This window comes from Pseudoalteromonas sp. DY56-GL79, assembly GCF_041414765.1.
GTDB lineage: Bacteria > Pseudomonadota > Gammaproteobacteria > Enterobacterales > Alteromonadaceae > Pseudoalteromonas > Pseudoalteromonas piscicida.
Window position 1 is genome coordinate 24,247 of sequence record NZ_JANHZS010000037.1, and the last position, 25,326, is coordinate 49,572.

28 protein-coding genes are annotated in these 25,326 nt (G+C 43.9%); 19 read left to right on the plus strand and 9 right to left on the minus strand.

Annotated elements, in window-relative coordinates; genetic code table 11:
* Positions 1 to 47: 47 nt before the first annotated feature.
* Entirely contained in the window at positions 48 to 719 is a 672-nt protein-coding gene (locus tag NO992_RS21695; protein ID WP_253107700.1) for a ComF family protein, read from the minus strand.
* Between the two features lie 57 nt (positions 720 to 776).
* Here NO992_RS21695 and bioH point away from each other — a divergent pair, with 57 nt between their 5' ends.
* From bioH to NO992_RS21710, 3 genes are all read left to right on the plus strand, one after another.
* Positions 777 to 1,508, plus strand: a complete 732-nt coding sequence (bioH, locus tag NO992_RS21700; protein ID WP_010378473.1) for a pimeloyl-ACP methyl ester esterase BioH — start codon at positions 777 to 779, stop codon at positions 1,506 to 1,508.
* 104 nt (positions 1,509 to 1,612) lie between these two features.
* Positions 1,613 to 1,921 (plus strand): hypothetical protein, encoded by a 309-nt coding sequence (locus NO992_RS21705; RefSeq protein WP_010378475.1) that lies wholly within the window; start codon positions 1,613 to 1,615, stop codon positions 1,919 to 1,921.
* Entirely contained in the window at positions 1,921 to 2,805 is an 885-nt protein-coding gene (locus NO992_RS21710) for a putative metalloprotease CJM1_0395 family protein (protein ID WP_099031833.1), read from the plus strand. Before NO992_RS21705 ends, NO992_RS21710 begins: the two co-directional genes overlap by 1 nt.
* 116 nt (positions 2,806 to 2,921) lie before the next feature.
* Here the strand turns inward: NO992_RS21710 and NO992_RS21715 are convergent, their stop codons facing one another.
* Positions 2,922 to 5,234, minus strand: a complete 2,313-nt coding sequence (locus NO992_RS21715) for a Tex family protein (RefSeq protein WP_371380432.1) — start codon at positions 5,232 to 5,234, stop codon at positions 2,922 to 2,924.
* Between the two features lie 83 nt (positions 5,235 to 5,317).
* Positions 5,318 to 5,803 (minus strand): transcription elongation factor GreB, encoded by a 486-nt coding sequence (greB, locus tag NO992_RS21720; protein ID WP_010378480.1) that lies wholly within the window; start codon positions 5,801 to 5,803, stop codon positions 5,318 to 5,320.
* Between the two features lie 214 nt (positions 5,804 to 6,017).
* Between greB and ompR the strand changes: the two genes are divergently transcribed.
* The 3 genes from ompR to NO992_RS21735 are packed head-to-tail and all read left to right on the plus strand — an operon-like array spanning position 6,018 to position 8,810.
* Complete coding sequence (gene ompR, locus NO992_RS21725) at positions 6,018 to 6,737, plus strand: two-component system response regulator OmpR (protein ID WP_010378483.1); 720 nt, start codon at positions 6,018 to 6,020, stop codon at positions 6,735 to 6,737.
* Positions 6,738 to 6,742: 5 nt separating this feature from the next.
* Positions 6,743 to 8,056 (plus strand): two-component system sensor histidine kinase EnvZ, encoded by a 1,314-nt coding sequence (gene envZ, locus NO992_RS21730; RefSeq protein WP_235368855.1) that lies wholly within the window; start codon positions 6,743 to 6,745, stop codon positions 8,054 to 8,056.
* Between the two features lie 25 nt (positions 8,057 to 8,081).
* The gene (locus NO992_RS21735; RefSeq protein WP_371380435.1) at positions 8,082 to 8,810 is read left to right on the plus strand and encodes a hypothetical protein; all 729 of its coding nucleotides are present in this window, start codon (positions 8,082 to 8,084) and stop codon (positions 8,808 to 8,810) included.
* 41 nt (positions 8,811 to 8,851) lie between these two features.
* Here NO992_RS21735 and NO992_RS21740 read toward each other — a convergent pair whose 3' ends face one another.
* The 4 genes from NO992_RS21740 to hslR all read right to left on the minus strand — a co-directional run bounded on the left by NO992_RS21740 (position 8,852) and on the right by hslR (position 12,276).
* Entirely contained in the window at positions 8,852 to 9,046 is a 195-nt protein-coding gene (locus NO992_RS21740) for a hypothetical protein (RefSeq protein WP_010378488.1), read from the minus strand.
* 160 nt (positions 9,047 to 9,206) lie between these two features.
* Positions 9,207 to 10,745 carry a phosphoenolpyruvate carboxykinase gene (locus NO992_RS21745; RefSeq protein ID WP_010378491.1) on the minus strand — a complete coding sequence of 513 codons (1,539 nt, stop codon included), beginning with the start codon at positions 10,743 to 10,745 and terminating at the stop codon, positions 9,207 to 9,209.
* Between the two features lie 263 nt (positions 10,746 to 11,008).
* Complete coding sequence (gene hslO / locus NO992_RS21750; protein WP_253107704.1) at positions 11,009 to 11,854, minus strand: Hsp33 family molecular chaperone HslO; 846 nt, start codon at positions 11,852 to 11,854, stop codon at positions 11,009 to 11,011.
* Positions 11,855 to 11,865: 11 nt separating this feature from the next.
* Positions 11,866 to 12,276 carry a ribosome-associated heat shock protein Hsp15 gene (gene hslR, locus NO992_RS21755; RefSeq protein WP_010378496.1) on the minus strand — a complete coding sequence of 137 codons (411 nt, stop codon included), beginning with the start codon at positions 12,274 to 12,276 and terminating at the stop codon, positions 11,866 to 11,868.
* 276 nt (positions 12,277 to 12,552) lie between these two features.
* On the opposite strand from hslR, the gene gspC reads away from it, so the two are divergent.
* The 13 genes from gspC to NO992_RS21820 all read left to right on the plus strand — a co-directional run bounded on the left by gspC (position 12,553) and on the right by NO992_RS21820 (position 24,542).
* A complete protein-coding gene (gene gspC, locus NO992_RS21760) occupies positions 12,553 to 13,437 on the plus strand; it encodes a type II secretion system protein GspC (RefSeq protein WP_010378497.1) in 885 nt (294 codons plus the stop codon).
* Between the two features lie 27 nt (positions 13,438 to 13,464).
* Positions 13,465 to 15,531, plus strand: a complete 2,067-nt coding sequence (gene gspD / locus NO992_RS21765) for a type II secretion system secretin GspD (RefSeq protein ID WP_371380438.1) — start codon at positions 13,465 to 13,467, stop codon at positions 15,529 to 15,531.
* Positions 15,532 to 15,622: 91 nt separating this feature from the next.
* Positions 15,623 to 17,110: a type II secretion system ATPase GspE gene (gene gspE, locus NO992_RS21770; protein WP_171039519.1), complete on the plus strand. Its 1,488-nt coding sequence runs from the start codon at positions 15,623 to 15,625 to the stop codon at positions 17,108 to 17,110.
* The gene (gene gspF, locus NO992_RS21775; protein WP_010378505.1) at positions 17,110 to 18,336 is read left to right on the plus strand and encodes a type II secretion system inner membrane protein GspF; all 1,227 of its coding nucleotides are present in this window, start codon (positions 17,110 to 17,112) and stop codon (positions 18,334 to 18,336) included. The genes gspE and gspF overlap by 1 nt, the downstream gene beginning before the upstream one ends.
* Positions 18,337 to 18,400: 64 nt before the next feature.
* Positions 18,401 to 18,826: a type II secretion system major pseudopilin GspG gene (gspG, locus tag NO992_RS21780; RefSeq protein ID WP_026001105.1), complete on the plus strand. Its 426-nt coding sequence runs from the start codon at positions 18,401 to 18,403 to the stop codon at positions 18,824 to 18,826.
* A 3-nt stretch (positions 18,827 to 18,829) separates the two neighbouring features.
* A complete protein-coding gene (locus NO992_RS21785) occupies positions 18,830 to 19,423 on the plus strand; it encodes a prepilin-type N-terminal cleavage/methylation domain-containing protein (protein ID WP_010604370.1) in 594 nt (197 codons plus the stop codon).
* Positions 19,420 to 19,797 carry a type II secretion system minor pseudopilin GspI gene (gene gspI, locus NO992_RS21790; protein ID WP_010378513.1) on the plus strand — a complete coding sequence of 126 codons (378 nt, stop codon included), beginning with the start codon at positions 19,420 to 19,422 and terminating at the stop codon, positions 19,795 to 19,797. Before NO992_RS21785 ends, gspI begins: the two co-directional genes overlap by 4 nt.
* Complete coding sequence (gspJ, locus tag NO992_RS21795) at positions 19,797 to 20,435, plus strand: type II secretion system minor pseudopilin GspJ (protein WP_371380441.1); 639 nt, start codon at positions 19,797 to 19,799, stop codon at positions 20,433 to 20,435. Before gspI ends, gspJ begins: the two co-directional genes overlap by 1 nt.
* Positions 20,432 to 21,433 (plus strand): type II secretion system minor pseudopilin GspK, encoded by a 1,002-nt coding sequence (gene gspK / locus NO992_RS21800; protein WP_017219433.1) that lies wholly within the window; start codon positions 20,432 to 20,434, stop codon positions 21,431 to 21,433. The genes gspJ and gspK overlap by 4 nt, the downstream gene beginning before the upstream one ends.
* Positions 21,430 to 22,635 carry a type II secretion system protein GspL gene (gspL, locus tag NO992_RS21805; RefSeq protein WP_017219432.1) on the plus strand — a complete coding sequence of 402 codons (1,206 nt, stop codon included), beginning with the start codon at positions 21,430 to 21,432 and terminating at the stop codon, positions 22,633 to 22,635. The genes gspK and gspL overlap by 4 nt, the downstream gene beginning before the upstream one ends.
* On the plus strand, positions 22,632 to 23,105 hold the full coding sequence (gene gspM / locus NO992_RS21810; protein WP_010378522.1) for a type II secretion system protein GspM: 474 nt from the start codon (positions 22,632 to 22,634) through the stop codon (positions 23,103 to 23,105). Before gspL ends, gspM begins: the two co-directional genes overlap by 4 nt.
* Positions 23,106 to 23,107: 2 nt before the next feature.
* The gene (locus NO992_RS21815; protein WP_371380444.1) at positions 23,108 to 23,866 is read left to right on the plus strand and encodes a type II secretion system protein N; all 759 of its coding nucleotides are present in this window, start codon (positions 23,108 to 23,110) and stop codon (positions 23,864 to 23,866) included.
* 106 nt (positions 23,867 to 23,972) lie between these two features.
* On the plus strand, positions 23,973 to 24,542 hold the full coding sequence (locus NO992_RS21820; protein WP_253107706.1) for a UPF0149 family protein: 570 nt from the start codon (positions 23,973 to 23,975) through the stop codon (positions 24,540 to 24,542).
* 11 nt (positions 24,543 to 24,553) lie between these two features.
* Here NO992_RS21820 and NO992_RS21825 read toward each other — a convergent pair whose 3' ends face one another.
* Together NO992_RS21825 and NO992_RS21830 are read right to left on the minus strand one after the other, a co-directional pair.
* Positions 24,554 to 24,757, minus strand: coding sequence for a hypothetical protein (locus NO992_RS21825; protein WP_010604378.1), 204 nt, complete (start codon positions 24,755 to 24,757; stop codon positions 24,554 to 24,556).
* Positions 24,757 to 25,116 carry a hypothetical protein gene (locus NO992_RS21830; protein ID WP_026001103.1) on the minus strand — a complete coding sequence of 120 codons (360 nt, stop codon included), beginning with the start codon at positions 25,114 to 25,116 and terminating at the stop codon, positions 24,757 to 24,759. Before NO992_RS21830 ends, NO992_RS21825 begins: the two co-directional genes overlap by 1 nt.
* Between the last annotated feature and the right edge of the window lie 210 nt (positions 25,117 to 25,326).

Genomic DNA, 25,326 nt, shown 5'->3' on the forward strand with positions numbered 1-25,326 from the left:
AAGTTGATTGATATCTGTTCTAGCTATATCAATCAAATAATACGCTTTTAAGCGTCGAATGGTGTGAGGCTGATAGCCATCGCCCACACCATTTTTGCCCCATTTTGTTTACACACTTTTGCCGCTGCATTCATGGTCGCACCCGTTGTGATCACATCCTCAAGTAATACTATATTTTTTCCTTCAACAGATTGGTTGAGCACAAAGGCATTGTTTAAGTTACGTTTTCGTTTAGCTTTGGTCAGCTCCGATTGTGGCTTGGTGTGTTTTGCTCTTTTGAGTATTGTCTGGCTGAGTGGTAGCCCTTGCCAAATTTGCTCAACTTGATTGTAACCTCGTCGGATTAACCGTCTTCGGTGTAGTGGCATACAACAAACAAGGTCTACGGGGAAAGCATCCTCTTCACTGAAGCGCTGCCATAGTGTTTGAGCCAGCAGGTTCAAGGCACATTGATACGCTTTGCTATGGTTAAACTTTACTCCTTGCAACCATGTGTTTATAGGCGTACGGTACCAACTCGCCACGGTTAACCCATCGCAGTCTTCAAGGCTAACCATGCGTTGGATATTGGGGTAATTAAGTAAATTTATCTCTTTATCCATAAAGTCTAAACAGGCTTGTAAGCAGTATGAACAAAGCAAGGTTTCTGTTGTGCTTTGTTCACAGCATACACAAGGCTGACACCACTTTTTAGGTAATAACCGATTAAGTTGGATCATTGCTTTCCATCCCGGGTTAGCTATCATGGCGTCAAGTTTGGTATAGAGAACAGATAAATGCAAAATGAAGTTGTGCTGCTCCATGGTTGGGGGATGAACAAAGCGGTGTGGCAGTTATGCGAGGAAGCTTTAGCACCTACAACACCAATTAAAGCGGTCAATCTTCCTGGGTTTGGTGGTACACCAAGCGCGGAGGGCGATTATTCTCTTGAGCGTAACGCTTTACTTATTGCTGAGCAGCTGATGCCACAAAGCGTATTGATAGGCTGGTCTTTGGGGGGCTTATTTGCATTGTATTTAGCTGCTCATTTTCCAGACAAAGTTAGCAAGGTTATTTTGGTCGCTTCAACGCCATTTTTTTGTGAGCAAGCTGATTGGCCCGGAATAGCCCCTAAGGTGCTAAACAACTTTGAGACTCAACTGCAAACCAATAGCGCAAAGACGATAGAAAGATTTTTAGCTATTCAAGCGATGGGCAGTGAATATGCCAGAGAAGACATCAAACAACTCAAAGCGCTACTAGGCACACTGCCGGAAGCGGAGGCGAAAGCACTAGCTGGTGGACTGGAGATATTGAAATCGCAGGACTTACGTGATGAATTTTCACGGCTGCAACTCCCCACAATAGGCATATTCGGCCGTTTAGATTCTCTTGTTCCACAAACGGCTGTAGAAAAAATGCAGGTACTCAATCCAAATTTTAAGGCTCATACGCTTGCAAAGGCCTCTCATGCGCCTTTTATCTCTCATAAAGAAGCTTTTTTATCACTCCTTAAATCAATTATTTAGAAATTTAGAATAATAAAGCGGCAAAAAATTGCCGCTTTTACTTTTCTTTGTTGATATTTTGCGCAATAATTAGTCAGTAAGAAAAGGTTTATCTAGGTGCGAATATGCCAATAGGTGATGTGTTAAATAATGGAATTGACGGTTATAACCGCGCTGCTCAGGGGATTGCCCAAGCAAGTGCTGATATTAACCGCGCTGCCATCGATCAACAAAGTGATTCTGAACGTGCATCTGGGCGGCAGTTGCAGGGTGCCAGTGCCGGTGAAGCTGTGACGGCTCCAGTGAGCGAAACCCCAAGCTTGACCGAATCAGTGGTAGCCTTAAAAGTTGAAGAGTTTAACGCGAAAGCCAATGTGCAAACTATTCGCACTGCAGATGAAGTGCTAGGTACGTTGATTGATATTAAAGTGTAATGAACATAGTAACGCCACCACCGGCGATGAATTTAAACACTGCCAACGTGTACACCGAAACGGTTGTACGCGATAATCAGCTGCGTGAAGCGATCCCAAAACCTGCACCAACTAATCCCTCATTTACTGAAAACCGCAACCTTTCCGATTCTGAAAAAGGCCGCTCTTCTAACGTAGACGATGCAAAAGTTTACGGTTCTGATGGTAAAACAGAGCAAAGCAAAACCATTCAAGGCAAAGAGGAAGGTGAAAAAGGCGAAGGCCAAGAAAAAGAAAAGAATGAACAAGAGCAGCAACAAACAGAGCAAGATGAGCAGGTCGTTCAAGAATTAAAATCTCGAGATAGAGAAGTAAGATTACATGAGCAGGCTCATGCCAGAGTAGGTGGGCAATATGCCGGATCACCGAGTTATGAATATCAGCGCGGTCCTGATGGCAATAACTACGCTATTGGCGGTGAGGTGATGATCGACGTTGCGCCGCTTGAAGGTGACCCGCAGGGCACGATTGAAAAAATGCAAACGGTGAGAGCGGCAGCGTTAGCACCAGCAGAACCATCTGGCGCTGACAGAGCCATCGCAGCAGATGCGACTCAAAAACTCTCGGCGGCGCAGGCTGAGTTGGCAAAAGCTTCTATCAGTGGTGAAGAGCAAAGTGATAGCAAGCGGGTACAAAACATTCAAACTCGCCGCTTGAGTGGTGAGCAGGCAAAAGCAGAGAGTGAAGAGGAGCAAGCCAAGCTTAAGCAGGATGCAGATCCTTACGCTGTTGCGATGCCAATTGAAGCTGACCCTGAAATCCAAGCAAGATCGCTCAGGATCTCAAATTTTTATCAACATGTAGCGATGCCTAACCAACCCGCATCGCTATCAGTGCAAATTTAACCGTAGGTATTGGCCTTCTCCTCCGCGGGTCATTGCAGTGAAAACGAGTTAAAACCCCCGACAAACGAAAAGCGCGACCAAGGCCGCGCTTTTCTTTGTTCACTGTTCTGTTGAGATTACTTCTTCAGCTTTGCGAAGGCTTCAGCAAAAGCATTACCCATCGCGGCGTTACCTGCATCTCGTGACTTTGGCTTAGAAGACTTAGGCACCGGTTTTCCTTTGTGCGGCTTAGCGTTTTGTTTTTGCGCTGGAGCTTGAGATATTTCATCGTTTAAGCGCATGGTAAAGCTAATGCGTTTACGAGGCACATCAACCTCAATCACTTTGACCTTAACGATATCTCCCGCTTTAACGACTTCACGTGGATCGGAAATAAACTTATCCGTGAGTGCTGAAATGTGAACAAGTCCATCTTGATGTACACCTACATCCACAAAAGCCCCAAAATTGGCAACATTAGAGACCACACCTTCTAAAATCATACCGACTTTAAGATCTGTGATTGTCTCAACACCAGCTTTAAACTGCGCTGTTTTAAATTCTGGGCGAGGATCTCGGCCTGGCTTATCTAACTCTTTGATAATATCAGTGACCGTTGGTACCCCAAACTTATCATCTACATAGTCGTTTGCCACAAGGCCATTCAAGACTTCGCGATTACCGATAAGGGTATTCACTTCTAGATTTTGCTTTTTACAAATCGCTTTGACAACAGGGTAAGCTTCTGGATGCACTGCTGATGCATCCAGTGGATCGTCGCCATTGGCGATACGTAAAAAACCAGCCGCTTGTTCAAATGCTTTAGGTCCTAATCGCTCAACTTTTTTAAGCGCCTTGCGATCCGTGAAAGAACCATTTTCGTCGCGGTATTTTACGATGTTACTGGCTAACGTTTTATTCAAACCCGAGACGCGCGTTAATAATGGTATCGATGCCGTGTTCACATCGACACCTACTGAGTTTACGCAGTCTTCGACCACAGCAGTTAGCGTTTGTCCTAACTGGCTTTGAGAAACATCATGCTGATATTGGCCAACACCGATTGATTTAGGTTCGATTTTCACAAGCTCTGCTAACGGATCTTGTAATCTTCTTGCGATAGAAACTGCGCCACGTAGAGATACATCAAGATCAGGAAATTCGTTTGCAGCAAATTCAGAAGCAGAGTACACCGATGCGCCAGCTTCACTCACCATGATTTTGTTGAGCTTTAATTCGGTAGCACTTTTTAGCAGTTCTGCGGCCAGTTTGTCGGTTTCGCGAGACGCAGTCCCGTTACCGATAGCAATAAGCTCAACTTTGTATTGGCGGCACATTTGCTCTAGTGTCTTCAGCGACTTATCCCACTGGTTTTGAGGGGCATGAGGGTGGATAGTACTGGTTGCAATCAGTTTACCTGTGGCATCGACAATGGCGACTTTACACCCAGTACGTAATCCCGGATCAATACCCATTGTCACTTTTGCACCAGCAGGCGCAGCCATCAGCAGATCTTTTAGGTTTTTCGCGAAAACTTCGATAGCGTCTAGCTCTGACTTTTCACGCATTGACCCTAAGAATTCGTTTTCCAAGTGCAGGGCGATTTTAATCTTCCATGCCCACTGGACCACACCCATTAACCAATCACTGGCAGCTTTACCAGAGACGGCTAGGCGGTAATGATCAGCAATGATCTGTGCACAAAATTGAGCAGGGTCCTCTGCGCTTGGTTCCGGGTTGATAGATAACTGCAAAAAGCCTTCGTTACGTGCTCTTAGCATCGCCAGCGCGCGGTGCGATGGAATTTTATTTAGCAGCTCATTATGTTCAAAGTAGTCACGGTATTTGCTTCCTGCTTCTTCTTTACCGGCAATGACTCTTGCTTCGATTTGCGCGTTGTCTTTAAGGTGTGCACGGAGTTTAGCAAGTAGCTTTGCGTCTTCTGCAAAACGCTCCATGAGAATAAACTTAGCGCCATCTAAAGCCGCTTTGCTGTCTGCAACGCCTTTGCTTTCATCAATGAAAGGAGTCGCTTGTTGTTCTGGGTTTAATGTTGGATCTGCAAATAAAGCGTCAGCTAAGGGTTCCAACCCTGCTTCTATCGCGATTTGACCTTTTGTTCTGCGCTTTGGTTTGTATGGGAGATATAAATCTTCGAGTACGGTTTTGCTGTCGGCGGCTTGTATTTCTGCATTTAACTCAGCAGTGAGTTTACCCTGCTCATCGATGGTTTTTAAAATAAACTCGCGACGTTCATCGAGCTCTCGTAAGTAACCTAACCTTTGCTCAAGCAAGCGCAGTTGAGTGTCATCTAAGCCACCCGTTACCTCTTTACGGTAACGTGCAATAAATGGAACGGTTGCCCCTTCGTCTAGCAAACTAATAGCAGCATTAACTTGCTGTTCTCTGGCGTTAAGCTCCGTTGCTAAACGTTGTGTGATATTGCTCATGCAAAATCCTTATACTCTTCTTAATCGGTCTTTGTTGCCTAGATTATATTCACCTCAGGCAAACAAAATTTAGCTCAATGTTATCATTGTTCGGTGTTTCTGCGATATTCGATTTGGTTGATATACCAAAGTCTTCGGCCGTGCGGTGTGGTGACCGTAATTTCATCATCGACCTGTTTGCTTAGTAAGGCCCTAGCCATTGGCGCATCAATGGAGATGTAGTCATTGCGTTCGTATATTTCATCAGGTCCAACAATCCGAAATGCGCGAACCTCGCCTTCTTCGCTTTCCACTTCTACCCAAGCGCCAAAAAATACTTTACCTTCTTGTTCGGGGCTGTATTCCACGACTTTTAGTTCGGGCATACGCTTTCGTAAAAAGCGCACCCGTCTATCTATTTGCCTTAATAAACGTTTATTGAAGGTGTAGTCGGCATTTTCGGAGCGATCGCCTAAACTCGCTGCCCAATTCACAATTTTGGTGATCTCTGGGCGCTTTTCAAACCACAGGTGATCATGTTCTTGCTGCAGTTGGCGGTATCCTTCGGGCGTGATCAAATTCGTTTTCATGTTTCTCAGGTGTTTTGGGTTAAACCCTTGTAATGTTCGGTAACAATCTAGTATCAATGTATGGTGTCGAAAAGCACCAAATTCAATTATATTTAAGCATAATAATATCATGGTCCATTATCGCCATGAGCGTTAAATGAACAGGATGATGATTTGTGCACGAAATGTCGCAGATCAGCAAGCTTTAGTAAATTAATAAATAGAAGAAATATAAATGGGAAATGAAACCACCAAAGTGCTCGTAGTTGACGACGATATGCGTTTGCGCAGTCTTTTAGAGCGTTATCTCGTAGAGCAGGGATTTATCGTCCGCAGTGCAGCCAATTCTGAACAAATGGACAGACTACTTGAACGCGAAAACTTTCACTTGATGGTGTTAGACTTGATGCTTCCTGGAGAAGATGGTCTTTCCATCTGTCGTCGTTTAAGACAAAAAGAGAATGAGATCCCAATTGTCATGTTGACGGCGAAAGGTGATGAAGTTGACCGTATTATTGGTCTTGAGCTTGGCGCGGATGATTACATTCCAAAACCTTTCAACCCAAGAGAACTGTTGGCGCGAATAAAAGCCATTCTTCGTCGTCGTGCCAAAGAAGTACCAGGTGCGCCTGCTGCAGAAGAAAATGAAGTGAGCTTTGGTAACTTTACCCTTAATTTAGCGACGCGAGAGATGCAACATGGGGAAGCGACGATTTCACTTACCTCAGGTGAGTTTGCGGTACTTAAAGCACTGGTGAGTCACCCTCGAGAGCCGCTTAGTCGAGATAAGTTAATGAACCTTGCTAGAGGGCGTGATTATAGCGCACTTGAGCGTAGCATTGACGTTCAGGTTTCGCGCTTGCGTCGTATGATTGAAGATGACGCCTCTAATCCTCGCTATATACAAACGGTGTGGGGTCTTGGATACGTATTTGTGCCTGACGGCGTGAAGTAGCCAGCATGTTACCTCGTAGTGCATTCGGGCAAACCGTCTTCTTTGTCGGCGCGTTACTATTAATAAATCAAGTCGTGTCTTACATTACCGTTACCTTATATGTCTTCAAACCAACTTTTGAACAAGTGAATCTGATGCTTGCTAAGCAGGTTAAAACGGTTTTCATTGATTGGGAAGATGGTGTTGAAGTCGACAATACGCTATCTCGCAAATTTTTCGAGATAACGGGTATTGAGGTGATGACGCAAAGAGAGGCCTATGTAAATGGGCTGGGGCAGGCCAAAGAATATACATTGCTGTCTCGTAGTATGTCGGAGCAACTAAATGGTTCTGCGCGAGTCAGGATAAGCCAAGGAGATCCGGTTGTTTATTGGGTCGAAGCACCGCAAGCGCCTGGGTATTGGGTAAGAGTACCGCTTAGCGGACTCAGTGAAACAAAAATGGAGTTTTTAGTTTTTTACCTCTCCAGTATTGGTTTTTTAAGTGTGTTAGGGGGGTGGCTTTTTGCTAGGCATCTAAACAAACCGCTAAAATCTCTACAAATTGCAGCTAGTCGAGTAGGCGTCGGGGACTTTTCAACACGTCTTGTCGAAGAAGGGTCAACAGAAGTTATTGAGGTGACTCGGGCATTTAATAAAATGTCTAAGGGGATCGCAGACCTAGAAAGTGATAGACGACTGTTAATGGCTGGTGTGTCGCACGATTTACGTACGCCCTTAACCCGAATTCGTCTAGCAACTGAAATGATGTCGGATGAAGAAGACTACCTGCGCGAGGGGATAATCGACGATATTGAAGACATGAATGCGATTATCGACCAATTCATTGAATACCTCCGTCATCACAACGGTGCGGAAATGTCGGCAGACGACGTTAACACGGTTATTGAAGAAGTCGTTCATGCAGAGCAGCAGCATCAGCGACCAATTCACTTGCAAGCAGAGGAATACTTACCAGCTGTGATGATGAATGCCGTCGCGTTAAAGCGAGTATTCACTAATATGATTGAAAATGCGATCCGTTATTCTGAACAAGATATTGAGGTGACGACAGAGTATAGCCCCAAGCACCGTGCTGTTATCGTAAAAGTAATGGACAGAGGGCCAGGTATCCCAGAGTCAGAGTTGGAGTCTGTATTCGAACCATTTAAACAGGGAGATCAGGCTAGAGGGAGTGAAGGGAGTGGCTTAGGGCTTGCCATTATCAAACGTATCGTGACTACACACGGCGGTAAAGTAAGACTACGAAATCGAGATGGTGGTGGTCTGATCGCGGAGGTATCACTGCCAGCTTATCGGGGAAAGCTTGAGGAAGCATGATTTTCAAAAAGAGTAGGCGAGCAAGTTGAGCACAATAAAGCATAGGGATTTAAGCTATCAAAAGGGAATGTTAGATACACCGTATTTAAACCAATTGAAGCGAGTGATAGCGACAAGCTTTTCCAATGTCGAGGTAGAGCATTACTTTGCTCTGTACTTTGAAAAAGGCGAAAACACAAAGCGCAGACTCCGGTTGTTTTTATCAGGCGGTGACATTGTCGGCTATTGCTTATTGACCTTTGATGATAGCAACAAGGATGTTTGCATTGTTGGCGCTTCAGCTGCTTTTTTACCTGACTTTAGAGGGAAAAACAGTACCTTTAGGTTTTCTCTTATCGAAGTATTAAAACGTTATATACGTAACCCACGTAGAAAACTGTTATATGCAGATACCATGCTCAGTCCCGCCATGTTCAGGGCCATGGCAAAAAATATCGCCGAAGTTTATCCAAATAACTTGCCTCAAAATAGCGCGATAGCAACGCTCTATAACACCATTAACCCGAGTGGCTTGGTAAGTTCCTATAACGGTCTAAGATGTTTGAAGGCTGTTGGACGCAAAACCAATTACAGCGAGGCTGAAATTACACGCTTTAGAGAAAGCAGCAAAACTGAGATTGCACTTTACTGTAGTGTTAACCCTGACTTTGATAAGGGGATTGCGCTTGTGACTATCATTCCAATCACATTGAAACAATTTGTTTTAACCTTTAAAAAGTTGGTGCTAAATAAGCTTTGGAATACGTCGGAATAGGGCTAATTTTCGCCCTATTGAGGGACTTGGCAATCGCTTTATTAGCAGATATCTACTGAACGACAAAGTCCCATTGACTCACAAATCGCAGGGTGAGTATCACAAATTTGCCAACTGCCACAATCAACTCTAGAGCCAAAAGTCGCGCCCGCGGCAGCAATTTTTCTGGTCGCCTGGTTGTTTAGATCTTTCGCTTGCAGCGATTTTAGTTGTTTCTTTTTTAATTGTAATTTCATGGTTTTCCTTATACGTACTGTTTGAATTATCAGCAATATATAAGCATGTATGTACCTAAATGTTAATACTAAGTTTGTTGAAAGATATTCATGTGTAAAAAATTAGGCACAAAAAAACGCCCAAACAAGGGGCGCTTTTGATAAAGGAATCTTTCTTAGATTAGCCGCGAGGACCTGCCGCTTTGATTGCTTCAGAAACATCGTATTTAGCGAAGTTTTCTTTGAAGTCAGCCGCAAGTTTAGCTGCATATTCAGCATACTTAGCTTGATCTTGCCATGTATTTACTGGATTAAGTAGCTTGCTATCAACACCTTCCACTGCCACTGGTACATCTAAATTTAGTGCCTCAATGTGCTGTGTCTCAACGCCCTCTAATGTATCGTTTACGATTGCATCAATCACGGCGCGAGTTGTTGGAATGTCAAAACGCTTACCAATGCCATAAGGGCCACCAGTCCAACCTGTGTTTACTAGGTAAACTTTAGCGCCAAACTCACGCACACGCTTCATTAGTAGCTCAGCATACACGCCTGCTGGACGAGGGAAGAAAGGAGCACCAAAACAAGTTGAGAAAGTTGATTCGATATCAGAGGTTGAACCAATCTCAGTTGAGCCTACTTTCGCCGTGTAACCACTAAGGAAGTGATAAGCCGCGGCTTCTTCGCTTAGGATTGAAACTGGAGGTAATACGCCGCTCACGTCACAAGTTAAGAATACAACAGCACGAGGCTCGCCCGCGCGGTTTTCAACTTTACGCTTTTCAACATGCTCAAGAGGGTAAGCTGCACGCGTATTTTGCGTTAAGCTTGAATCGGTATAGTCAGGAGTACGCGTTTCATCTAGCACGACGTTTTCTAAAATAGTACCAAAACGGATTGCATCCCAAATAACAGGCTCGTTCTTTTGTGACAGGTCGATACATTTCGCATAACAACCGCCTTCAATGTTGAATACGCTACCAGGCGCCCAACCGTGCTCATCATCACCGATAAGAAAACGCTTAGGATCCGCAGAAAGAGTAGTTTTACCTGTTCCTGATAGACCAAAGAATAACGTTGTGTCACCAGCTTCACCTACGTTTGCACTACAGTGCATAGGTAGCACACCTTTTGCTGGTAGTAAGAAGTTTTGTACAGAGAACATCGACTTCTTCATTTCACCGGCGTAATGCATACCTGCGATTAGCACTTTGCGCTGTGCAAAGTTGATGATAACGGTACCATCGCTGTTTGTGCCATCACGCTCAGGATCACAAACAAAAGAAGGAACGTTCATCACCTGCCATTCAGGTAAATCAGTTTTGTTATAAGAGTTAGGTTCGATAAACATGTTTTTAGCGAAAATGTGATGCCAAGCAGTTTCAGTCGTTACAACGACTGGTAAATAGTGCTCTGGATCCGCACCGACTTCTAAGTGAGAGACGAAGTGGTCATTTTCAAGAACGTGCGCTTCTACGCGAGCCCATAAAGCATCAAACTTAGCACCTTCGAATGGGCGGTTTACGTTACCCCATTGGATGTCATTTTCTGTGCTTGATTCTTTTACGATGAAACGGTCGTTTGGTGAACGTCCAGTACGGCGACCAGTTTTTGCAACAAAAGCTCCATTTGCGGCTAAAGTGCCCTCGCCACGACGGATAGCGTGTTCGACAAGTTCAGCTGCGGTTAAATCGACAAAACGAGTAGCGCTTGAAGTCATGTTTATACCTAAAAAGTGAGAGTTGAACGGGATAGCTCTGGGGTACTCTTGCCCTTAGCTAAATTTATAGTAACAGATGAAATTGAGATATTCGAGCCTTTAGAGTGCTTAAAATTACATAAAAACGTCAAAAAACTTGAATAATTTCAATGATACCGGTGTCATAACTTTTGTATGTTTTATGACACCGGTATCACCCAATAGCCATAAAAAAACCGCCAAAAATGGCGGTTTCATTTTGTAATTAAGGGCTAAAGCGCAACTTAATTAAATAACGATTTAATATCTTGCTCGTTAAAAACGTAGTTTTTCAAGCAGTAATGACAGCTAATATTTACTTCGCCGTGTTTTTGCAAGTCTTCCATCAAGGCCTCTAATCCGACATTGGCCAGCGCATTCTCGGTTTTTTCACGGCTACATCCACATACAAACGAGATGGCTTGTGGTTCAAAAAGTTGAGGATTGTCTTCGTGATACAGTCTTGTTAGTACGGTATTGGCGTCTAAATCTAGTAGCTCTTCATCTTTAATCGTGTCGCTTAGTGCTTCAAGATGTTGGAAATCGGCGACAGACTTTTCCTTATTGACGGGCAGTACTTGTAAAAACAGACCTGCCGCTTTCACTTTATCGCCAACTAGGCTTGTTGCGAACCATAGGCGGGTTTTCAATTGCTCAGATTGTTCGAAGTATTCTTCTAAACATTCGGCAAGTGATTCTTTAGAAAGAGGAACTATGCCTTGATAGCGTTCGCCTTTTGTCGGTGTAATGGTGATAACCATATACCCTTTGCCCATTAGCTCAGGTACAGATGATCCTGAAACCTCAGATTGCAGCCTTGCCACGCCGCGCATCTGTTGTTTGTGATTACCATTGATCACCGCATATTTTACTGGACCATCACCTTGAAGCTGAACCGCAATGTCACCTTCAAATTTTAACGTAGCGGTCAGCAAACTTGTTGCAACTAATAACTCGCCTAATAGCTGTTGCACAGGCTCTGGGTAGTTGTGACCGCTAATGATGTCAGTAAAAGTCTGTTCTATTTGTACAAGCTCACCACGTACGTCTAGCTTGTCGAAAATATAACGATGAAGTAAATCAGTCTGCATCAATGAAAATCCTAGTTTGATTTCAATTTAAGTAATTCACGGCGTTGTTTCTTGTCCGGCTTAGTGGCAGGACGAGGCGCAAACAAGCTATTGTTTTGGCGCGCCAACGCGTTTTGCGTTCGTTTTTCAATACTTGCTTCAGACTCTTCATAAAGAGTTTGAGCAATAGGAGCCGCTTGTCGCTTTTCCATGATTTTGAGTATGGTTACTTCTTTCTCTTCATATCCTTGGGCCAACTTCACTACTGCGCCGACTTCAACCGTTTTACTTGGTTTACAGCGCTGACCGTTGTAATGTACTTTGCCACCTTGGACCATATCGCGAGCAAGCGCTCGTGTTTTGTAGAAGCGAGCAGCCCATAACCACTTATCAATACGAACTTTCTGTTCAGATTGGTTGTTTTCCTGCTGGAGTTTTGTCACAATTCGTTAACTATTTGCTAGTGTGAAATTTAACCTAACAAATTTAGCATATTTCGTTATGCAAACAAAGTAGATGACAGGCACTAAACTTGTGAGTTAATCGCACTTTACCTAAAAAATGAACTAATATGTGTGTCTATGTTCCAAGGTTAAGTTTAGATTCAGTTAATTGGCCTACGGTGTACCTATTTAATTAAAAGTTTAACAAATGCACGCTTGTTGAAAAAATTTCGAGGCGGTACACTGGGGCGTTCAAGAGAATAAGAAAAGTATTATATGGAATTACAGTTACAACAGCTTCAGAAGTTTTGGCTTGGTTTGCCTCATGCAAAATTGAGTCGTATCATTGTTGTCCTGTCGGTTGTTTACGTTGCGTTTCTCTTTTCGCAATTATTTTGGTTGTTATGGCCTGTGCCACAAACTCAACCCTTGCTCCCTGCATCACAACTGTATAGTCAATCAAATAGCGGTATCACAAGCCAAGGAATTGTCGCTCAAAATTTGTTTGGTGAGGCAAATGCTAAGCTTGATACCAAACCGCAGCCCGTGGTTTCTGATGCTCCGGAAACAACGCTTAACGTTAGGCTAACTGGTATCGTCGCTGTCAGCCAAGATGATGGTGCAGGCCTTGCTATTATTGAATCTCAGGGGCGTCAAGAGACCTATTCTGTTGACGCGCCAATCACAGGCACTCGCGCAAAGCTTGCTCGGGTACTACCTGATCGTGTGATTTTAGATGTTAGTGGGCGTTTTGAAACGCTGATGTTAGATGGCATAGAGTTTAGCCGCACTGTGGCGATGCCAACTAAGCCAAAGAAAATCGTCAACAGCACAACTTCACCTACCTCACCTCGAAATGAATTAGCTAATCGTCGCCAGGAATTGCTCAGCGATCCAGGTAAATTATTTGATTATATTAAGATTGCTCCGGAACAGCGTAACGGCGAAGTTATTGGCTATCGTCTCTCACCTGGAAAGGATCCTGAATTGTTCGAACAGGTGGGGCTTAAGGCGAATGATTTAGCAATCGCAATTAATGGGTTTCAGCTCACGGATATGAAACAGGCTATGTCAGCTATTAATGAACTTAGAACGAGCACAGATGCGAACATCACGATCGAACGAGACGGTCAGGTGATGGATGTGCAGTTTAGCCTGTAAAGTTACTAATTTTGGAGTTTTAGAATAATGGGTAAAAAGCTACACCTCACAAAAACCAAAAAAGGGTTAGCTAAGTATGCAACGCTCTTGATTGCTGCTGGTATTTCACTTTCTGTTTCTGCGGTTGAATATGCCGCGAACTTCAAAGGTACCGATATTAATGAATTCATTAATATCGTTAGTGATAAGCTGAATAAAACTATCATCATAGACCCTAACGTGCGCGGTAACATCAATGTTCGCAGTTATGAGCTGATGGATGAAAAGCTGTATTATCAGTTCTTTTTAAACGTGCTTGAAGTATATGGTTATTCAGTTATTGAAATGGATAGCGGTGTGCTTAAGGTGGTTCGTAGTTCTGATGGTAAAAAGTCGAACGTGCCTTTGGTATCTGGTGAAGAACTAGGAAATGGTGACGTAATGGTAACACGCGTTGTGCGCGTGAAGAACGTTAGCGTGCAAGAGCTTGGTCCACTTATTCGTCAATTCAGTGACCAAAAAGATGGTGGTCACGTAACTAATCTAAATTCAGCAAACGTGATGATGCTAACCGGCCATGCGTCCTCGGTGAATCGTCTTGTTGATATTATCAAAACGGTTGACCAAGCAGGCGATAAGCGTGTTGATATCGTTAAGCTGAAGCATGCCACTGCTGAAGATGTTGTTAAAGTTGTTGAAAAGATTTTCCAAGACTCAGGGAAAGGTGGTGTACCAGACTTCCTTATTCCGAAAATTGTGTCAGATACCCGTACCAACAGCGTCATTGTTAGTGGCGAGTCACAGGCACGTAGCCGCGCGGCTGAACTCATCAAGCGTTTAGATGATGAACTACAATCTCAAGGCAATACTCAGGTTTTCTATCTGAATTACGCAAAAGCGGAAGATCTGGTTAAGGTTCTTCAAGGCGTGAGTAAATCGATTGAAGAAGAACAAGCTGCAGGTCAGCAAGCAAGAACTCGCAGTAGTAGCAAAAATGAAACCAGTATTGAGGCGCACGAAGACTCAAACTCGCTGGTGATTACCGCACAACCAGACACGATGCGATCTTTAACTCAGGTGATTAAAAAGTTAGATATTCGTCGAGCTCAAGTACTGGTTGAAGCAATCGTTGTTGAGGTTTCTGAAGCCGATGGTATTAATCTTGGCTTACAGTGGATCTCTGAAAAAGGCGGGATGCTGCAGTTTAATGATGGCAACACCGTTCCGATCGGTTCACTAGCTGTTGCAGCACAACAAGCTCGCGATATCGAAGTGAAAGGTACGATAGTAGGAAGTGACGATAACAAAGTTTCTAATACAACAGAGACTCAGCGCGGTGATTATAGCGGTTTGGCAGGCCTACTGCAAAATATCAATGGTCTGGCGGCTGGTATTGTGAAGAATGATTGGGGTGCAATCATTCAAGCGGTAACCACGGATACCAACTCAAATATTCTAGCTACACCGTCTGTTACCACTATGGATAACGAAGAAGCGTCCATGATCGTCGGTGAAGAAGTACCTATCGTGACTGGTTCTACTGCAAACGACAATAACTCAAACCCGTTCCAAACGGTAGACCGCCAAGAAGTGGGTATCAAATTAAAAGTAACCCCTCAGATTAACGATGGCACTGCGGTTCAACTGACGATTGAGCAAGAAGTATCAAGCGTGAAAGGTGCGACGTCGGTGGATATTCGAGTGGCTAAACGTGCTATCAATACCACGGTTATCGCTGATGATGGCGGCATGGTTATCTTAGGTGGTCTGATTGACGAAACCGTTCAAGAAAGTGTTTCTAAAGTACCATTATTAGGTGATATTCCAGTGTTAGGTCACCTATTTAGATCAACAGGGACTAAGAAGGAAAAGCGTAACTTACTCGTCTTTATCCGTCCGACTATTGTACGTGATAGTCGCAGTATGAACGAGATTAGCCATTCAAAATATAACTTTATCCGTGGTGAGCAGCATAAACAAAGAGAAGATGGTATCGAGTTAATGCCATTTGAAGATACGCCAATCCTTCCTAAGTGGGACGACAAGCTTACTTTGCCACCGACGTATGAAGAGTTCTTGAAAGAACAAAACAGAAAAGAGCGTGAAAATGATTGATGAAAAAGTCACGCCAGATTTAGGAGCTGAGGCTGAAGAGATGGCAGCGCAGCTACAAAGCGCTGAGCCAATAGTAGGCGAAGTAGCTGAAATGCCTGTCGTACCGACGATTTCATTGCGTTTACCATTTTCATTTGCACGTCGAAAAGGGGTGTTACTCAGCCCTGATGGCGATCAGGCTAAGCTTTTTCACAAAGGCACGCTTGACCTTGAAACGCTGATGGAAGTACGCCGTGTTGCAGGCAAAACATTACGTCTAGAGGCGTTAGATGAAGACCGCTTTGAGCATATGCTTGAAGCGTCTTATCAAAGAGACAGCTCAGAAACACAACAGATGATGGAAGACATCGGCAACGAGATGGACTTGTTCTCGCTTGCTGAAGAATTGCCACAAACAGAAGATCTGCTTGCTGCGGATGATGATGCGCCTATCATCAAGCTCATTAACGCCATGTTGAGTGAAGCGATAAAAGAAGGTGCATCGGATATCCATATCGAAACCTTTGAGCAAGAACTGGTTATTCGCTTTAGGGTTGATGGCGTACTGAAAGAAGTATTGAAGCCAAATCGTAAATTGTCTTCATTATTAGTGTCTCGTATCAAGGTAATGGCTAAGCTCGATATCGCAGAAAAACGTGTACCGCAAGATGGCCGTATTAGTCTGAGGATTGCGGGGCGAGCTGTGGATGTGCGTGTATCGACGATGCCATCAAGCTTTGGTGAGCGAGTGGTGCTGCGTCTATTAGACAAAAATAATGCGCGATTAGATCTCGAAGATTTGGGGATGACCCAAGCAAACCGCGATGCGTTTGCAGAGATCATTGCCAAGCCTCACGGCATCATACTAGTTACCGGTCCAACTGGTTCAGGTAAGAGTACGACCTTGTACGCTGGTATGACACAAATCAATTCAAGAGACCGTAATATTTTAACGGTTGAAGATCCGATTGAATATGAGATCCCAGGCATCGGCCAAACACAAGTAAATCCAAAAGTAGATATGACATTCGCTCGAGGTTTACGTGCGATCCTACGTCAAGATCCCGATGTGGTGATGGTTGGTGAGATCCGAGATTTAGAAACCGCGCAAATTGGTGTTCAAGCATCTTTGACTGGCCACTTGGTATTATCCACACTACACACGAATACAGCCGCCGGTGCTATCACGCGTATGGAAGACATGGGTGTTGAGCCGTTTCTTTTGAGTTCATCATTGCTAGGCGTGCTTTCACAGCGATTGGTAAGAACGCTTTGCCCTAACTGTAAAGAAGCGCATTTAGCGGATGAACGAGAATGTGAACTGCTGGGGGTGGCCAAAGACAGTGGCACGCAAATCTTCCGTGCAGTCGGCTGTGAAGAGTGTAACTTCAATGGTTACAAAGGTCGTACGGGTATTCATGAGCTTCTCATCGTTGATGAGCCTATCCGTGAACTTATTCATAACGGTAAAGGTGAGCAAGCGGTAGAGAAGTATATTCGTAAGCGTACGCCAAGCATCCGACAAGATGGCTGTTCGCGAGTACTTGCTGGTCAAACAACCTTAGAAGAAGTAATGCGTGTAACGCGTGAGGAAGGCTAATGGCAGCGTTTGAATACCGCGCCTTAGATGGTAAAGGCAAAGAGAAGAAAGGAATTTTAGAGGCGGATACGGCGAAGCAAGTTAGGCAGATGCTAAGAGAAAAAGCCATGATGCCACTTGAGGTTTTGCCTGCTGCTGAGAAAGATAAAAACCAAAGTAGTGGTGGTTTTACGCTTTTTAAAGGCTACCGTCCCTCGGTATCAGACCTTGCCTTGATCACGCGCCAGTTGGCGACCTTGATCCAATCTTCTTTACCTGTTGAAGCTGCGGTGATGGCTGTAGCTGAGCAATGTGAAAAGCCAAGATTAAAGCGTATGCTGATGGCGGTAAGATCAAAAGTCGTTGAAGGTTACACACTGGCAGATGGTATGTCGGAGTTTCCTCACGTATTTGATCACTTGTACCGCTCAATGGTTGCTGCTGGAGAAAAGTCAGGGCACTTAGATGAAGTACTAAATCGCTTGGCCGATTACACTGAGCAGCGTCAACATATGCGTAGCCAAATTACGCAAGCGATGGTGTATCCCATTATTTTGGTCATCTTTGCTATCGCAATTGTTTCCATTCTATTGGGGACGGTAGTACCAAAGATCTTGAAGACCTTTGAGAAATCTAAGCAAGCACTGCCTTGGACAACTGAGTGGGTTATGGCTGCCAGTAATTTTGTACAAAACTACTGGATGATCACGTTGGCAGTGGTTGTCATTGGCACCTACGCGATTAAAAAAGCATTACAAAAACCTAAGATCCGCTTTTGGTACGATAGCAAGCTGCTGAGTTTACCGGGTCTTGGAAAGGTAACTCGCAGTGTGAATACTGCACGATTTGCACGTACCTTAAGTATTCTCTCATCGAGTTCTGTTCCGCTACTTGAGGGTATGAAAATATCAGGCCAAGTACTTGAGAACGAAAAAATCAAAGCCTCCGTTGCAGAAGCGGCGACTCGGGTGAGTGAAGGTGCAAGCCTTAGAGCGTCGTTGCAACAGACCAAAATGTTCCCACCTATGATGCTGCACATGATTGCCAGCGGTGAAAAGTCGGGTGAATTAGAACAGATGCTTGAGCGTGCAGCGAATAACCAAGAAAGAGAATTTGAAAGTATGGTAAATGTCTCGCTGAAGTTGCTAGAACCTGCGATGATAGCGACGATGGCAATTATTGTACTGTTTATAGTTATGGCGATTCTTCAGCCTATTATGGCGATGAACAAAGCCGTAGGATTGTAGTCAAAAAGGAAAGGCCATCGCATGTTTTTGCATGGTCATCAATAACAGCATTGAGGTAAACATTGTGAAAAAACAATCAGGTTTCTCACTACTAGAAGTGATGGTGGTACTTGTTATCATCGGTATGATCTTATCTATCGTTGCGCCTAACGTGATGGGTCAACAAGAAGAAGCAGCAAAAGAAAAGGCACGTCTAGATATTCGTCAGATTGAAGACGCAATGAAGATGTACAAGCTAAAAAACAAACGCTATCCAACCACAGAGCAAGGCTTGGAAGCTTTGGTAACGCAAACCAATATTGACCCGGTACCAAAACGTTTCCCTGAAGGTGGTTTTATTTCTAAGCTTCCAGAAGATCCATGGGGCAATCCTTACCAATTAGTCAGCCCAGGCGAAATGAGCCAAATCGATATCTTTTCAATGGGTCCGGATGGCGAAGTTGGAACTGATGATGATATCGGTAACTGGGATACGGAAGACGAACGTTAATCTATGTTAGCACCTCTGCATAAACCGGCATTAGCTAAGGTAAAGGGCTTCAGTTTACTTGAAGTCCTTATTGTCTTGGTGATCATTGCTTTTTCAGTAAACCTCATTACTTATACTGTCAGTGATAGTGATGAGGAAGAGCTCGAAACCATGGCTATGCGTGTGCAGGGGACGATTAATCTTGCGTCAGAATTTGCAGTACTAAATCAGGTTGAGCTTGGTTTTCACCTAGATAAAGGTGTGATTGAGTTTTTGGTTTTTGACGGTGAGAAGTGGCGAACTTTCGAAGCGGACGATATCTACAAACCAATTGAACTGCCAGAGCAGTACAAAGTGGAATTGATCTTAGAAGATCTGCCGTGGTCTCAAGATAACTTACTTGAGCAAGCAAATTGGCGAGAATTGATGAGTGGCGGTGACGACGACAATTTACTTGAACTTAAAAAGCTCAAGATCCCGCAAGTACTTATTTTATCTTCCGGTGAAGTCAGCGCATTTAGATTAAGTGTGGAAAATAAAGAGCTGCAGGAGCCAATATTTTTTGTCGAAGGCGAATTTATGGCGCCGGTGGGGCTGAAGCGGGAACCTGAAGAATGAGCGCTAAAAAAAGCTTAGGCTTTACCTTACTTGAAGTCATGGTTGCGCTAAGTATTTGTGCTGTCGCTGGTATTGCTGCAATGCAAGCAACAAGCGAACATATAAATCATATCAGCTCGCTTGAAGAGCAGACCTATGCGTCGTGGGTGGCAGAAAATCGCTTGGTATTTTTGCGCGCGCAAGGCGATGACTGGCATGGGAAGAATGGTAACAAAGGCGAAGAGGAAATGGCCGGGGTCACTTGGTATTGGCAACAGCATATCCAACAAACGGCAGATCCTAGCTTTGTAAAGCTCACCGTGCACGTTTTCCGCGAGCCTGAACTCAAAAACTCAGTGTATGACATCACCACTTTTATGTACCGGAGTAAGTAGTGACAGTGCATACACCTCAGCGTGGTTTCACGCTAATAGAAGTATTGTTAGCACTGGCTATTTTAGCGGTAGTGGTGACAGCGACTCATCAAATTTTAGATTCAACGTTGAAGGCCCAAGCGGCTTCAGTGGAAAAAATTGCCGAAATTGAAGGTCTACAAACGACTTTCCGCTTGATGGATCAGGATTTTAATCAGATCACTAAGCGAGAAGTCAGAAATGAAGCAGGGGATTTTAGCCCAACTTATATCATCCATGGCCGGTATGAGCTTGAGAGCCAATATGATGGTATCGCTTTTGTTCGTGATGGTTGGACTAACCCTATTAGTTTATTGCCACGTTCTGAACTGCAGGCCGTGGGCTATCGGGTTATCGATGACAAGCTTGAGCGTATTTATCGAGTATATGTTGACCAGCTTGATGGAACAGAGCCCCGCGCGCAGGTCATCTTGGAAGATGTAGAAGAGTTAAAGTTTGAATTTTTGGATGACAAACTAAAATGGCAAGCTGATTGGAAGTCTAAATCGTTACCTAAAGCGGTTAAAGTGACGTTGCAAAGAAAAGACTCGGATCCAATAAGCCGTTTATTTTTAACGCCAGGCAGTGGTGTCGCTGATGATAAGGGGCAACAGCCATGAAGCAGCAAGGTGCAGCACTCGTCATCGTACTTTTCATCGTTGCATTGGCAGCGACAATTGCCGCTGAAATGGCGAGTAGTTTAATGGTGCAGGTACAAAAGGCCTCGAATATTCAAACTCAGCAACAAGCCAAGTGGTATAGCTATGGTGCTGAGGAATTAGTCAAAAGAGCGTTGATACAAGCAAAAAAAGATGATCCTGATACCGTTAATCTAGACCAGCCTTGGGCTCGTGAAGAAGTGCCTTACCCTGTTGATCATGGTACGTTGAGCGGCAAAGTTACAGACTTACAGGCATGCCTAAACCTGAATGCCTTGAGAGCAAAGTCACAAACAAATGGAAATAACCAAGGTGGTCAGCAGATTGGTGGAAAGAATACAAACCCAGCCCATGCAGCGCTATTGGAACTTTTGAAGAATATTGAGGATTTGCCGAGTAACGAGAGCGAGGAAGCCCTTGCTGATAGTGTGTACGATTGGCTTGATGAAGATAGCATTACTTATCGCTCAGGGGCAGAAGAAGACGAGTATATGTCTAATCAGACTCCTTATTTAACGGCTAATAATTTGATGGCGTCTGTTAGTGAGTTACGCGTGATTAAGGGCTTTAACCCGCTGGTGATGGAAAAGATTAAGCCTTATGTTTGCGTGATCCCTGGAAGTGAGGAGCTCGCGGTAAACGTCAATACGATATTGCCAGAACAAGCGCTTTTACTCAGTGCGCTTATACCTGGTTTATCGAAGTCAGGTGCTGAAGCTATTATTTCTGCAAGACCAAAAAAAGGTTTTACTGATATTAATGAATTTTACACGGAAGTCGCGAATCAAGGGGTCAAAGACCCTAATAAGACTTCCAAAACTTTTACGATTAACAGCAATTATTTTCAGTTGCGAGCAACAGCTGTGTTTGATGAGCGACGCTTTTCTCTCACATCAATTATAGAAACAAAAGATGGTAAAGCGTACGTGCTTGCTCGTAAATTTGGAGGCGTAGAGTGACAGAACAATTATTGATCCGTGTGGATCAGTCACACCAGGCGACAATACACTGGTTAGTGTGGTCAACAGAACAACAACAAATTATTGCCAGTGGTGAACTAGAAGGGAGTGAACAGCTTGGTAGCCTTGCCGAAAAAGCGCAAACGAGACCGGTTGTATTGTTACTACCAGCGACTGCGGTACAGTTACGCACGCTAGAATTACCAGCAAAATGGAATAGGAAACTAGAGCAAGCCTTACCGTTTATGCTTGAGGAACATGTTGCGACCGACATCGATGCGCTATTTATCGCGATTGGTAAACCGGGCATGAAAGCCGACACACATACTATAGATGTTGCGATTTGTGATAGCAGTTGGCTACAAAGCTGGTTTAGTGCCTTCGATGATGCAGGGATCAGTGTAAGTAAAGCGCTACCGGATGCTCTATGTTTGCCGCTTCATGAAGAGATGACTAGTGCCGTGCAGTTAGGTCAGCAATGGCTATTCAAACACAATGCTTGGCAAGTTGGCACTGCTGAACTTAGCTGGGTCAACGAGTACCTCACCATTGCCGGTGTTAAGCAGCTGGCGCATTTTAGCCCGGCAAGCGATTTCTCAGAAACGATAACGCTTACAGCGCAACAACAAGATTACGATTTACCTTTAGCCATCTTCGCGAAATCGCTATCAAACATTGATTTTAATTTGCGTCAAGGTCGGTTCGCTGCGAAGAAAAAGCAGCCGCAGTGGTGGCGTGACTGGCGCAGTGGACTAATAGCGGCGAGTGTGGCAGTAGTGAGTTTTATCGCAATTAAAGGCACACAGCTGTATGTGATAAGTCATCAAGCTAATCAGCTAGAAACCCAAGCGGTCGCTATGTATCAACAGGCATTTCCAAATAAAGTAGTACGTCCGCACTTATTGAAAAAACAGATCCAAAATGAGCTTGATGCGTTATCTGGCACGGAGCAGGGCGGTTTGCTCGAATTAACTAATCACTTTGTGGCGATTTATGAAGAGGTCGATGCTTTCGCTCCTGAAACGCTGCGTTATGACAAACGTAGGAATGAGCTCAGAATTAGAGCGCGCGCAAAAGAGTTTCAGGTATTTGGTCAGGTCAAAGCAATTTTAGAGCAACGCGGTGTAAGTGTTGAACAGGGCGCCCTGAACAATGATGGTGACTTTGTGGTGGGTGAAATTCGCATTCGAGGTGCAGCATGAAGCAGCAAGTAGTGAACTATTGGCGTGGTTTAAAAGAGCAAGAACAAAAGCTGTTGATTGTTGCTGGCGTTATTTTTGTCGTTTTTGTTCTAGTAATGGGTATATTCAAACCTTTGAATCAGGCTGTCAGCGATGCCGAAGCTAAGCTAAAACGTAACCACGAACTCGTAAATTGGGTTGGTCAAAGCGTGAGTAAGCTGAAATCTAGCAGTCCCGCACAGGTGATTAGCGGCGGCAATATCAGCCAGATAGTCAATAACACCCGTGGCCGCTTTCAAATTGATATCAGCAAAATGCAACCTAGTGGCGAAAGCTTGCGTTTAACCATCGATGATGTGGAATTTAATAAACTTGTTGCTTGGATAGATGAACTGACAAATAAGCATGGAGTAAAAGTAGAAAACCTAGACCTTACACAAGGGAATTTACCTGGCTTTGTGCGTGTTAGTCGCTTGGTTTTAGAGAAATAATTATGAAAAAAACACTATCTCTACTCATTATATTTTTACTCGCATTTATTATTTTTAGTGCTTTTACTATGCCTGCAGCGGTGTTGCTGCAAGTTTTTAAAGGCCAATTGCCAGCTAATTTGCAGCTAGGTGCAGTAAATGGTTCTGTTTGGCATGGTCAAGTGAGCGGTGTGAGATTTAATAACATTCAATTGAATCAGGTTAAGTGGGAACTTGAACCGTCGTCATTACTACTCGGTGAGTTGGCAGGCAATGTACAGTTTGGTAATGCGAGAGATAAAAATGAGATCTCAGGAAAAGCTAATTTCTCATCGAATTTAGTAAGTAAATCCGTGACGGTAAATAATGCCTCACTTCGTTTCAGTGTTGAGCAGGCTATGGACCAAATAACTCTGCCATTGCCGGTTGATGCCAAAGGGCGCGTTATTGTCAATGTGAAGGAGTACCAAAGTGGTGCACCGTACTGCGAAGGACTAAATGGTGAGATAAGTAGTCCAAATATTGATGTTAAAGGCATGAATGGTTGGTTTAGTATCGGCGACCTTAGCGGTCAGCTCGATTGTAAATCAGGAGATATTGCCGTGGTTGTTGACCCTGAAAACCGCTTGGGCTTACAGGCTGATGCGACACTAGCTGCCAATTTCCAGTTTCGCGTGTCTGGTAATATCAAGCCAGATGCGAGTCTACCAAAAGAAGTACACGATGCGGTTAAGTTTTTGGGTAGACCGGATGGCGAAGGTCGTTACCCAGTAAATTTATAATATACTTCTGTCATATCAGACTTTAGTTAATCTAATCTCAGGTTAGTTATTAATATAAAAGCATTTTTGTAGGCGCTGAGACGGCGCCTAAGTTCAAGGCAACACTATGCACGACTTCTCTTTTACTGCAGCTGATCAGCTGAATTTAGAAAACTACTTTTCTGCGCGCAAACTTTCTATTGATATTGCTTTTTTACAAGGGTATTTATTTGCTACCTGTATAGACCCAAACGGTATTGAGGTTGATAAGTGGCTTAAGACTTTAACCAACGCAGATCCCGAACTAGATGAGAGTATTGCATTTGCATTGATGGCTTTACATCATGAAATTTCTGAGCAGGTATACGAAACTGAATTTCAATTGCCTTGGAATGGTGAAACACCACTTGAGCAAAAAATTAATTGGGCCGAAGGGTTTTTAATGGCGGCGACGCCCTTTTACGAGCAATTGATGTCCAGTCCGCTCGCCGACGATATTAAACAAGCTTTGCAAGTGAGCACAGAACAACTGGGGCTTTTTGCACTTGGTGAGCAACAGTTAACGATTTACTGTGAGAAAGTAGGACAGTCACTGACCGAGTTTCAACTAACTCAAGCGCAATTGGCTGACGAGTTTGCTGCTTCTTATGCTGAGTTAGTCGAAGTTGCCGCAGTGAATAGCGGACTATTTGAATAATCAAAAATGCTTTACGCGAGATCTAGCTCGATAAATGTGCAACCCTGTTGGCATTGTGCCACAGCTCTATTTGATGTCGATTGGCTTAAACTGAGAGCAATGGGTTGCTGACAGCTTGGGCAATTGACAACACGTCCCTGACTAAGCTTTTTGATGAGTGCTTTTTGATCATTAAAGGATTTTGCCGACTTTTTATTTAATTGACTAAAGTCCATTATAATCCCTTCGCTTCATGTATGGCTTGCTCTGCAATTTCACAGATTTTGACAAGATCGGGGCCGTAAAAATACAAGTTATAGTCGTTTTCTTTACAATACTTGAGGTGGAAAAGCCTTACTTTTTCATCTGTTGCAAGGGCTTCATCAATATAGCGCTTTTCGTCATCTGTCATGGTAATTGCTTTTACGACGTTGGCTCTGGCGATTCTTGCGGCCGTACTGCGTTGTACTTTGCTGGACTCGCTTAGCACTTCAACGCCTTGACCGAGTAATCTATCTCTTGGCTCTTTAATCAATGGATGATCCACAGTAAACAGAGCAACGACTATAATGGCTAATACTAAGAATTTTTTCATAATCTGACGCTGATTTGATCTAGCTAACAAAAATCTTGTTCCTAGTGTAATAAACTTGTCTGTCAGGTCGCAACAAGTCTCTCATCATTTAAGGTGGGTTTTAGCTCAACTTACTATTAATCATAGAGTTTCAAAGCGTATAATAGTAAGCGCTAAACTATGTCATGGGGCACATTGCAATAGTTTAGCCTGTATTTTTCAAGGTCACTG